Annotated in this window: 7 protein-coding genes; 2 read left to right on the top strand and 5 right to left on the bottom strand. The window is 24.7% G+C overall.

Annotation, left to right across the window (positions count from 1 at the left end; genetic code table 4):
• Nucleotides 1–34: 34 nt before the first annotated feature.
• Entirely contained in the window at nt 35–376 is a 342-nt protein-coding gene (locus tag DA803_RS01680) for a hypothetical protein (protein ID WP_145960822.1), read from the bottom strand.
• A complete protein-coding gene (locus DA803_RS06270; RefSeq protein ID WP_145960821.1) occupies nt 333–1391 on the bottom strand; it encodes a variable surface lipoprotein in 1059 nt (352 codons plus the stop codon). Before DA803_RS06270 ends, DA803_RS01680 begins: the two co-directional genes overlap by 44 nt.
• A gap of 303 nt (nt 1392–1694) precedes the next feature.
• On the opposite strand from DA803_RS06270, the gene DA803_RS01670 reads away from it, so the two are divergent.
• Nucleotides 1695–5018, top strand: a complete 3324-nt coding sequence (locus DA803_RS01670; RefSeq protein WP_114190900.1) for an SGNH/GDSL hydrolase family protein — start codon at nt 1695–1697, stop codon at nt 5016–5018.
• A gap of 121 nt (nt 5019–5139) precedes the next feature.
• On the opposite strand, the gene DA803_RS06265 is transcribed toward DA803_RS01670, so the two are convergent.
• Nucleotides 5140–7218 carry an SGNH/GDSL hydrolase family protein gene (locus tag DA803_RS06265; RefSeq protein WP_170120262.1) on the bottom strand — a complete coding sequence of 693 codons (2079 nt, stop codon included), beginning with the start codon at nt 7216–7218 and terminating at the stop codon, nt 5140–5142.
• A gap of 342 nt (nt 7219–7560) precedes the next feature.
• Here DA803_RS06265 and DA803_RS03320 point away from each other — a divergent pair, with 342 nt between their 5' ends.
• Nucleotides 7561–8598, top strand: a complete 1038-nt coding sequence (locus DA803_RS03320; RefSeq protein ID WP_170120261.1) for a variable surface lipoprotein — start codon at nt 7561–7563, stop codon at nt 8596–8598.
• 679 nt (nt 8599–9277) lie between these two features.
• Here DA803_RS03320 and DA803_RS06260 read toward each other — a convergent pair.
• Both DA803_RS06260 and DA803_RS03375 read right to left on the bottom strand, forming a co-directional pair.
• Nucleotides 9278–10591, bottom strand: a complete 1314-nt coding sequence (locus DA803_RS06260) for a variable surface lipoprotein (RefSeq protein ID WP_114190896.1) — start codon at nt 10589–10591, stop codon at nt 9278–9280.
• Between the two features lie 121 nt (nt 10592–10712).
• A complete protein-coding gene (locus DA803_RS03375) occupies nt 10713–12428 on the bottom strand; it encodes a variable surface lipoprotein (protein ID WP_211305583.1) in 1716 nt (571 codons plus the stop codon).
• Nucleotides 12429–12734: the final 306 nt, after the last annotated feature.

The following is a 12734-nucleotide window of genomic DNA, read 5'->3' as shown; positions in this document are numbered from 1 at the left end:
ACTTGAACTTATAATTTAAAATTTAATTTTAATGTTAAGGTAATAAATTTTCAAATTCTGATTCTGAAATTATAGTAAATTTATTTTCTTTAATTGAAAATCTTAAATATGTTATAAATTCATTTTTATTTTCTTCTGTAAAAAATAATTTTACAATTACATCTTCATCATTAATACGAATTGATATAGACTTATCGTTAATTACTTTGAAGTTTTTTATTGATAAAGAATTAATTTTATCTATTCTAAAATCTTTAAAAGAGTTAATTTTAGTTCCATTATTATAAACAAAATTAGCCTCTCTCAATTTTTCTTTTAATTCTTCAAATAATTTATCAAAATCTTTTTTTTGTTGATCTTTTTCCGAATTGAACATTATTTTTATTTTGTGAAAATTTAACATATATATCAGCAATTTTTTCTTTATTAAAATTAATAGCTAATTTTGCAATTATTTCTTTCTTATTATTATCTATAATTGATTCTGAATTATCTAAATCTAGTTCGAAATCCTTACCAAGAAGTAAATTAATTTTATTTTTATCAAAATCATTAAGTTTATCAATTTTACCTGAATATGAAAATGCCAAAGCATCTAATTTAACTTTATAAAAATCAGTTTTTTTAGCCTTTGTACCAAATTGTTCTTTGTCGCTAGATACAAATTTTACATAAATTTCGCCAAATTCTAGTTTGTTATAACTAAATACTAGTTTAGTAATTATTTCTTTGTAAGGCATAATTACTGATTTTGATTTTTTCAAATCCAATTCTAAATTTTCAACATTTGATAAATTAATTTTTTTAATATCAAAATCTCTAAATTCAACACGTTCTTTAAGTTTATTAGGATATTTGAAAGTTATTTTGTCTAATTCATTTTTTAAATTATTTTTTAGTAAATTTTCATATGCATCCTTAGAAACAATTTCACCTTTTTCACTATTAAATCTTACATAAACATCAAAATTTTTTAAACCCTCTTTTTTAATGTTTAATTTAACAATATAGTATTGGTCACCATTAGAAGAGAAAGTTCCCTTTAATGCTTTTTCCACAACATAATTAAATCCTGGCGCTTTATTTAAGTTAAGTTTTTTACTGTCAAATTTATTTCTTAAATTTTCTGTATATAAAAATTCAGCCTTTTCTTTAAATTCTTTTATATCTTTTGGTGTTGGAGCTGGCTCAGGTTGTGGAGCTGGTTTTGGTTGAGGTTCTGGATTAGGCTTTGGTGTAGGAGCTGGTGCAGGTTTTTCATCTGGATTAGGTTTTGGAGTAGGAGCTGGCTCAGGTTGTGGAGTAGGTTTTGGTTCTGTTTTTGTATTATTACATGCCGCTGCAACAAGCGGTAAAGTGATGACACTAGCTATTGACCCTGGAGTATGCAAAATTATGTAAAATAAATAAAGACCATTTAATTTAAAAAAAGAAAAAATGTAGTTCACCAAATAGTTCAAATTTTATAGATGAAATTAGCACTCAAAATTTATAATTGCCAATTATTTTCAAAAAAAGTACAAAAAACTAAATAATAATGTAATAATTTTGAATGTAAGGATAATAATTAATAAAATCTAATAATTTACTTATATTCTTAAATAGAATGGTTGCATATCTAAAGTGAAATTTTATTTACTAAAATTGCAAGGGATATACAATTTTTTAACTAAAAAATGGAAGGATAAAATTTCATGAAAAGAAATACTAAAATTTGGATATTGGCATTAACATCGCTAGCTTCGATACCGATAATTTCATCATCTTGTACAACGCAAAAAAAAGATACAAAAAAAGAGCCGAAAAAAGAAGATGAAATAAAAAAAGATGATAAAAAAGATAACTCAGATTCTAAAAAAGATGATACAAAACCTAGTCAATTTTTAGAAGAAAATCTTAATGTTTTGGCATTAGGAGATTCAATTACTGCTGGATTTAATAGCGAATATACATTCGAACTTGCAGGTAATTTTGACAGTAGCAAAGATACTAGAGTTAGGGGTTTATCATATCCAAGTTTTCTTGTTGATTTATTGCAAAGAGTAAAATCAAATTTCGTGAAAAGTTATGATAATTTTGCTCTATCAGGTTCGAAAATAGTTGACTGACTTTATTTACTAGATGCACCTAATTTTGAATATGGTGACGGAATAGATAAAGCCCCATTTAAGTTTTTATTGGGATTAGATGGTGAACCTAATAATCCATTTAGACACCGTATAAAAGAACAATTTGATGATTTTAGCAAACCAAACCTTTTAAAGCTTCAAAATAAAATAAAAGCAGCCAATTTCATTACATTATCTCTAGGAGCAAACGATCTTTTTCAAAATTTAAATATTGATTTATTGAAGAAGGTTTTTCAAAATCCGAGTGAAGAGAATATTGAATTGTTTAAAAATTCTATAACTCAAATATATCAAGATAACGCCAATAATCTTGATTTACTCCTAAAAAGAATTAAACAATTAAATAATGATGTCAAAATTGTCGTTGTTGGTTATCCTTTTATCTTTCTTAGAGCTAGACCAATAGTTGATGAACTATTGAATGGTTCTGATGTTGCCCTTAAAATATTTGATAAACTTAACAGTGTAAATAAACAGGTTGCAAAAGCTAACAAAGTTGTCTATGTGGAAACTTACGATGAAAAAACTTGACTACCTAATGCTAAAACTTTAGCTAATTCAATTTTTGATATTCATCCAACTGAAGAAGGCTATAAAAAAATGGCAATTGAGCTATTTAGAAAATTAGCATTTAATTACAATGATCCAAGTGAAATTAATAATGAACAAAATCAAAAATATTTAGAAAAAGATTATGATAGTATTCGCAAACTTTTCGAAACCAGCCAAGATAATGAAAAACTTCAAGAAATATTAAATAAGTTTGCAAGCGAAAAAACAATTTATCAAAAAGAAATTAATAGTCAAAAAAGTTCACTTTTCTCAGTAGAAAAACATTTTATTAAAAACGTAATTCTTTCAGGCGATGCCCTTGTAGGATCAGTTTTAGAAAAAATCTTTGGCAAAGATGAAACAGTTAGTCAACTTCTTGAAAGCAATGAATTTAAAGAAAAAATAATTTCAGCGATAACAAGAGCTAATTTAGTTGACAAAATCGATTTAGAAATTCAAAAATATTTTGATGAAACTAATTTACCTGTTAATAAAGAAAATTTGATAAATAAATTTGTTAAATTTTTAGTTAATCCAAAAATTTTCTTAGATGGATTTAAAGAATTTATAAATACAAATTTTACGGATAATGAAAAAATTGCGCTTGCAAAAATTGTTGCTAATTTAGCAAACAAAATTGATTTAATTGACCCTGCCTTAACTTCAATTAAAGAAAATAAAGAAATTTCAAATTTTGTCGAAAAAACAGTTTTTCAAGTTCTTAGCAATAAAGATGAGTATCTAAAAGCAGATAGTTTCTTGGATGTGATAAGTATTTATTTTAAAAATAATCCTAACATAAGCTTTAAATCAATTATCAAAAGCTTTGTTTCGAATGATTTTGTTTTTGAAAAATTATTTGAACAATTAACGAAGATTGTTCCAAAAATTGCAAAAAGTAAAAATTTTATAAAAACTATTTTTCAAACGTCAATTGATTTCAAAATCTTTGATAAGATCGAAAAATTTATAATTAAAAAATTCACTAATAAACAAATTAATTTTAATTGATTAAATTTAGATAAATTAAATATAAATAAACCAAGTTTAGACCAATTAAATTTAAAAAATTTAACGCTAAATTTAGATATTTTTAATGACTTAGATATTAATAGTATGGATTTACTTGATTTGGTTAAAGATCTTGCTAAATTAGCAAAAAATAACTCACTTAAAGATGATTTAAAAAATACAATTAGTATTATTGTTAATACTTTTTTATCTAAATATAGCATTTTTAGTGATGCAAACTTTTTAGCTTTTAAAAATTCGATAATAGATGATTTTATTGACCATAGTGATGAGTATGAAAAAGAGCTTCAAGCAGTCGCAAATCAAAAAATCACTTCCGGAATAGAAGCACTAATAAAAGCATATTTACGAATTGAGGAAAATAGTGGCATAGTGAAAAAGATAATCAGTAGCTTAATGAAAAATGTTTCAGAGAATGATAAGTTATTAAATGCCGTTGCCTTTGGAATTCAAAAAACTCTTCAACTAGAAAACTATGATGAAAAAGATGACTACAAAATTAAAAATTTAGTTAAAAGTGTCATGGAAAATATTGAACAAACACCATTATTTAATAAGGTTTTAGATAGTATTTTGAGTCAATTAAAAGCAGGAACAATTAAATTAGGTTCTTTAGATGAACTTGCAAATAGTATTGATCTTTCTTTTATAGTTAAAGATCTTTCGCAAGTTTCTAGTCTGCTAGATATCTTTGAAAATAATAAAATTAAATCTGAGCATGTTGTTGATTTCTTAAATTTGATTGTCGAAAAATCACCATTAGAAAAAATTCAAGATTTAACTATAACTAAAACTCCGCTATTCTATACTTTAAATAACTTAGAAAAATTTAATGTAAATTCATCATTAACAATTGGTATTTCAACACTTTCTAATTTATCACTTATTTCAAAATTAAAACTATTCTCTAAGCCAGTTTTGGAAAAAATTGCCAATAATGAAAATGTTGAAGAAAACAAGAAGTTTTTATATCGTTTGAGTGCTATTATTCTATATTCAGCATACGAAGGATATTTTAAAAATGCTTCTTCATTCATTAAAAACACAATTTTTTATAATTCCCGTTATTCACTACTTCCAACCGTTTCTACCTTAGTATTTAACGCACTAAATGATAAAAATAGTGAAAATATCCTAAAAGAGATTTTTGGAGATATATATTCGCATATTGGCGAATATGAAGCAAATATTTCGGCAAAAGATCTTGTTAAAATAGTTTATTATAACAATGAAAATAATAAAGATGGGATTTTGTGAAGACAAAAACTTTTTGAATTTATTAAAAAAGGTAAAGTCGATAACTAACACTATTTATTAATTTGGAAACTTGTTAATTGTAATTTAGCAAGTTTTTTTTCATACTTTTTTTATCAAAAATTTATTGTAAATAAAAATAGACATATTCAATGCCTATTATATTCAAAGATTATTTACCAAATAAATTTTCAGTGATGGAACTGATAAGATCATTTAATTCTTTTTTTAGTTCACTGTTATTTGGTAATTTTTGAAAATCAGTATAAATACCTAAAAAATCACCTATTCCAATATTAAGATCGTTAAAGTTGTTATTACTTAAATCACTTAAATTAATTTCTTTGTTTATTATTTTTTGGATAAAATAATTTTTCACCTTATTATAAATACTAAATTCAGTTATATTTTGAAAAATGCTTTTTATTAGATTTTTATTTTGTGATAATTGTGGTACTAATTCTTTTAATTTTGCAAATAACTTTTCAAAAACAAAATCATTTGAAACAATTGCTTTAATTAAAGGTTTAAAATCTTGATTGGAATTATTTTTGAAATATACGCTTAGTATATCTTCTAGATTTTTTGTTTCAAGGTATTGATTTTTATTATTTAAAACATTTAAAATGATATTTTCAATGAATAATTTAATATCCGTGTTATTTTTAATGCCTGATAATTTTGGGTCAATTAGATCAATTTTATCTAAAAGTTTTGAGAATCCTTTAGCGATGGCCTTTTTTTCTTCTTCACTAAAATCAATTTTAATAATTGTTTTAAATGCTCTAAATAGAATTTTTTGAGTGAATAGAAATTTTAATAAGTTTTCTCTATTAATTAAAAGATCATTTTCATCAAAATATTTATGCATTTCAATGACTATATCATCAATTAATTTATCTTTTTCTATAGTAGAAATTATTTTATTAATAAATTGCTCACGACTAAAAATTCTCTTAAGATCTTCGTCATTAGCAAAGATTTTTTCTAAAATTGGTTTAATTGCTAATTTATTCGATGAAATTCAACCTTTGACAATATTGCTCTGTATTGAAAGGAATTTATCCTTCTGGCGATTAATTTTTGTTTGGTAGTTGGTTTTTTCATTGACAAATTTATCTAAAATTTCTTGAAGTTTTTCATTACTTTGATTAGTTTCAAAAATTTTATGAATGCTATCTTGGTCTTTTTCGATATATTTTTGATCTTGCCCCGCATTAATTTCGCTTGGATTACTATAATTAAATGCTAATTTTCTAAATAATTCAATTGCCATTTTTTTATAGCCTTCTTCAGTTGGATGAATATCGAAAATTGAATGGGCTAAGGTTTTGGAATTAACTAGTCAAGTTTTTTCATCATAAGTTTCAACATATGCAACATTATTAGCTTGTGCTACTTGTTTGTTGATTTGATTTAACTTTTCAAAAACTTTAAATGGAATATTAGTTCCCCGAAATAATTCATCAACTAAGGGTTTAGCTCTTAAAAGAATAAATGGATAACCAACAACGGCAATTTTGGCTTCAGAATTTAGTGATTTAATTCTCTTTAGTAGCATATCAAAATTTTTAGCAATATTTTGATATGTTTCCTCTAAGGATTTTTTAAATGAATTAACATTCTCTTCACTTGGATTTTGGAAAATTTTTTGTATTAAATCAAAATCTAAACTCTGAAAAAGGTCATTTGCTCCAAGTGATAAACTAATAAAATTAGCATCTGCCACTTGTTTACCGACCTTGACTAAACTATTTTTACTAAAATCACCAAAATGTTCTTTTATTCGATTTCTAAATGGATTATTAGCATCTATATCTAATTTGCTTAGAAATTTAAAAACTGATCCTTTAGCATTAATATCATATTCAAAATTTGGAGTATTTAGAAGATATAGTCAATCAACAATTTTAGTTCCTGAGAGAGCAATATTTTCATATTTATTTACAAAATTAGGTTTTATTTTTTGAAGAAGTTCAACAAAAAAGCTAGGATATGATAGCCCTTCAACTTTTGCATTTTCAGAATTTTTGAAGCTTCCGGGAAGTTCAAAACTATATTCACTATTAAACCCAGCAGTAATTGAATCTCCTAATGCTAAAATATTAATATTTTCACTAAGAAATCCATTGCTATCAACTGATTTTTTTAGATTTAAACTATTTGTATTCACAGTACAAGATGCGGCAACTACTGATATTGGAATTAACGAAGTTAACGCTAGAAATCCAATTTTAATAATTCTCTTCATCATATATTCCTTTCAATTAAAAGATATTTAATATATAAACATAGACTACTAAATAATACAATAATAAATGAATTTTGTACATTTGTTTTTTTAGTCAAATATTTGAATATTAAATATTTTTATTGTTATGTTTTAAATTAAATATTTATTTTTGAAAACAATATCACAATACTATTTATTTTTATATTTTTTTAAAAATATTCGTTAATTTCACATTTCTAGGGTGAAATTTCTAAGAAATTTATTGTAAATTTTGATTTTATTTGAAGCTTTTTGCTAAATTAAAACTATTTATAATTAACAATTAATCTTGTTAAAATTAAATTCTAAAAGACCAAAATTTTGCATACTCCAGGGTCAATCGCTAGTGTCATCACTTTACCGCTAGTTGCAGCAGCATGTAATAATACAAAAACAGATCCAAAACCTAATCCCCAACCTGACCCAACTCCTACACCAAAACCTGCTCCTGATCCTACACCAAAACCTAATCCAGAACCGCAACCCAAACCTGATCCAAGTTTAGAGGAAGATAAATTAAGAAAAAATATTATATTTACATATCAAGACTTAATTAGTGCTAAGGCAGTTAATTTTAAATCAGAAAAAATCAAATTAGAAAAAAATGATGGATTTAGTATTGATCATAGCAAAAGTGAGGTAAACATTAAAAGCGAAGCTATATCATCAATTTTCCCAAATATTAAAAATTATGCTATTGCCAAATTAACACTAACTAAAGGTACCAAATCGTTTGATTTCTATGTCAAATTTGAAGTTGAAAAAACTAATTCTAAAGGTCTTCAAGTGGATAAATCTGAATTCATCGAGGCCGGAAGACAACAAAAAGAATTAGAAGAACAAAAACTAAGAAATACAATTATTTTTACATACCAAAATTCAATTGATGCAAAGGCAAGTAACTACGATTCCAAACAAATCAAATTAGAAAAAAATGATGGATTTAGTATTGATCATAGCAAAAGTGAGGTAAACATTAAAAGCGAAGCTATATCATCAATTTTCCCAAATATTAAAAATTATGCTATTGCCAAATTAACACTAACTAAAGGTACTAAATCGTTTGATTTCTATGTCAAATTTGAAGTTGAAAAAACTAATTCTAAAGGTCTTCAAGTGGATAAATCTGAATTTATTGAAGCCAAAAAACAACAAAAGGAATTAGAAAATCAAAAACTAAGAAATGCAATTTTAATGGTTAAAAATCTTATTAATGAAATAGAGACTATAGATTTAGTAAAAAAATTTACAGAAGAACTTAATAAAGCAATATCGTATAAAGATATTTACAATTTAAAAGAAAAAGTTGAAGCTCAAATCATTAAAGAAAAAGCAAAAATAACTAATAAATTATCATAATTTACAAAAAACTAAAATAAAACAAAGATAAAATTTTAAGTTATGTTACATAATTTAGACACTCCAATATAAGGAGTGCTTTTTATGTTAAAACAATTTTCAATTGATGGAAAACTAAAACCCTGAAAACTAATCACAAAAAATAGACTTGAAAGAACTTCAATTTAGTTCATTATTGATAATTAATATTGCTATGAGAAATATAGGTATATAATAATCGGTTAGATGCGAAAAAAACCATTGCAAAATCATTATTTATATATAATTCCAATATTTGTGGATTTAAAATCAAAAATACGGAAATTATTAAAAAGTAAATAGATTTTCTTAAAAATCAAAAATTTAATGATTTAAATAAATAGTGAATTAGCTTTATTTTTGAGATTCTTATTAATTCTTTAAAATCATTTATGTAAACTAGGGATTATTGATTAGAAAATAGTGGATTAGAGTATTTTTTTTAAATCTTTAGTAATAAAATATTGATCATATGAATTTCCAAAATTTCAAATTTTAAGATAATAAATGTCAATCAGCAAATATATAATTTTAGAAATAGTAAAAAACAAATTTAAATTATAAAACTCCACACCATGTTTTTACACAATATGGAGTAAGTGTCTAAATTATTGATATAGACTATAATTTTTAGTAATTTGATTTTATTTAATTATATAACTTAAATACTAGAAGAAATTATTACTTCAAAAGTTCTATAAACAATAACACTTGGCCCATTTTCTTTTACATCGTTAGGAATTAAATTTATTAAAAATGTAACTTTATTATTATCTGAAAAATCAACTCTAAATAATTTTGCCTTTCAATCATTGTCGTTTAATGAAATTTTTAATTTTGACTCATCATATTTATTTTTATAAATAGACCCATTATATTCAACAACAAGTTTTTTGTTTATTTCAATAGCCTTTGGATTTTTAAATTTTAATTGATTATTATTACGAACTAATTCTTTTAATTCGAATATTTTAACTATTGATATCTCTCTTTTATCTTGTTGATTTTGAAATAAAAATTTAAAAGTAACTTTATTTTTTTCGAATTTCTTTTCCTTTATTTTATAATTTCAGCCAGATGGTTTTGTAAATAATATTTCTGATTCATTAAATGAGTTTTCCTTAAAATCACCAATATATTTCATTTTTAATATGCCATTTATATTTTGTTTATCTTTTAATTGTCCTTTTTCTGATAAAAATTTTCTAAATATAGTTACATCTCTTTCGCCATTGTTTAGTATTAATGTAAAATGTGCCTCATTATCATTTATTTTTCTTCCAATTTTAGAAGTAATTACTTTATATGTTCAACCTTTAGGAACTTTTACTTCTAAGTGTTTGTCTAATTCAAAATTAAAGTTATTTTCAAATTTACCTTTGTATTTAACGATTGTTTCATTATTTAATTCTTCATCATTAAAATTTTTAGGGTCTTTAACATCGGGTTTAGGTTGAGGTGTAGGAGTCGGCAATGATTTTGCTTCATCAAATTCACTCTTTATAGTTTTTGTTCCATTAGGATCTTTTTCGTCAAGTTTAAATTTAACATAAAAATCATATGATTTATCATCTTTTTTAAGAGTTAATTTAGCAATTGAATATTTTCTAACTGTAGGTGGAAATAATGTTGCTTCAATTTTAATTTTTACTTCTGAATTAGATTTTTCAATTTCAAAATTATTATTTTTATCTAATTTTATATTATCTAAATTTAAATTATTTTTGTCATCAATAGTTCCTATGTATTTAAATGTAATTTCTTTTCTTAATTTTTGTTCCTCTGTTTCCTTTTTGTCATCATTCTTTTTATCATCATTTTTATTATTGTTGTCTGGTGTCTTTTCTCCATCAGGCTTTTTATCACTATCTGGTTTTTTATTACCATCGTCTTTTTTATCATTATTGGTATTATTACATGCCGCTGCAACTAGCGGTAAAGTGATGACACTAGCGATTGACCCTGGAGTAGGCAAAATTTAACTAAATTTGTAAATCAAAAAATCAGAAATTTTATTCTGATTTTTTTGTTTATTTAAAAGTTTATTAAAATATTATGTTTTATTTATTGTTTGTGATCTAACAGATTAAAAAGATTTAATTATTTTTTTCAAATTCTGTTTTTTCAATTTTTGTAGCTTTAGGATTTGCTGTTGGTCCTACTGCAAATTTAACATAGATATCATCAAAAGTAATATCACCATGTTTTACTACAATTTTTACAAGAACTTCGTTTGGTTGCGAGGTTTTATTTTTTGAAACAATGCTATTAGAATCTAAAGTGAAACCATTTACTTTTGTAATTTGTAAATTTGCTTTGTTAAAATCAGCTAATTTAGCAATTGTACCCTTGTAGCTAAATTCGGCCTTAGCTAATTCGGTAGCTAATTCAGCTTTTTCTAATCCATCAAATTCTGTTTTTTCAATTTTTGTAGCTTTAGGATTTGCTGTTGGTCCTACTGCAAATTTAACATAGATATCATCAAAAGTAATATCACCATGTTTTACTACAATTTTTACAAGAACTTCGTTTGGTTGCGAGGTTTTATTTTTTGAAACAATGCTATTAGAATCTAAAGTGAAACCATTTACTTTTGTAATTTGTAAATTTGCTTTGTTAAAATCAGCTAATTTAGCAATTGTACCCTTGTAGCTAAATTCGGCCTTAGCTAATTCGGTAGCTAATTCAGCTTTTTCTAATCCATCAAATTCTGTTTTTTCAATTTTTGTAGCTTTAGGATTTGCTGTTGGTCCTACTGCAAATTTAACATAGATATCATCAAAAGTAATATCACCATGTTTTACTACAATTTTTACAAGAACTTCGTTTGGTTGCGAGGTTTTATTTTTTGAAACAATGCTATTAGAATCTAAAGTGAAACCATTTACTTTTGTAATTTGTAAATTTGCTTTGTTAAAATCAGCTAATTTAGCAATTGTACCCTTGTAGCTAAATTCGGCCTTAGCTAATTCGGTAGCTAATTCAGCTTTTTCTAATCCATCAAATTCTGTTTTTTCAATTTTTGTAGCTTTAGGATTTGCTGTTGGTCCTACTGCAAATTTAACATAGATATCATCAAAAGTAATATCACCATGTTTTACTACAATTTTTACAAGAACTTCGTTTGGTTGCGAGGTTTTATTTTTTGAAACAATGCTATTAGAATCTAAAGTGAAACCATTTACTTTTGCAATTTGTAAATTTGCTTTGTTAAAATCAGCTAATTTAGCAATTGTACCCTTGTAGCTAAATTCGGCCTTAGCTAATTCAGTAGCCAATTCTGCTTTAACCAAATTATCATACATCGCCTTATCAACAAATTTTGCTTGTACATTATTTGCAGATAATCCAATAAATTCTACATATGCATCAAACGTTAACGCACTATTTTCTTTTTTAATTTGAATTTTTGATACATAGAATTTTTCTCCAGTTAGTTTAGTATCATTTTTTGTATCTTTTACTTCAAATTTATATCCTGAAACGTTATTTAGTTTAACTTTTTCAGTCTCAAATTTGTCACTTAAAGATCCTATATAGCTAAATTTTGCTATTTTTTCGAATTCTTCTTTGGTTTCTGGCGTTGGAGCAGGTTTAGGTTTTGGCTCTGGTTTGGGTTCCGGCTTTGGTGTTGGAGCTGGCTCAGGTTTAGGTTCTGGCTTTGGCGTTGGAGCAGGCTCAGGTTTTGGCTCTGGCTTTGGTGCCGGAGTGGGTTCTGGTTTAGTATTATTACATGCCGCTGCAACTAGCGGTAAAGTGATGACACTAGCGATTGACCCTAGTGAAATCATTAATTTTGTAGATTTTTTCATTTTATTTTTAAAATCTCCTTTATATTTATTTTTTATTTTGTGCACAAAATTTTGCTTAAAAGCATTTAACATTTATTTTATTTATTTGTTATGCCTTGATATTTGCTTTTAAAAAAATAATGCACACATATAATAGCATAAAATCAATTTTTTAGCATTTTTTTATTATTTCTATCTATAAATTGCCAAAAAAATTAAAATAAAAGTCAAAATAAAATGCCATATTTAATAAATTAGTTATAAAAAAATGCAATTAATAGATATTTCATTATATGAATAATATAGATTTTAAATATAATTTAAAAA

The sequence above is a fragment of the [Mycoplasma] phocae genome, from assembly GCF_003332325.1.
GTDB lineage: Bacteria > Bacillota_I > Bacilli_A > Mycoplasmatales > Metamycoplasmataceae > Metamycoplasma > Metamycoplasma phocae.
Note: the sequence above shows the minus strand (reverse complement) of the source record. Positions and strands in the feature narration are given on the sequence as shown.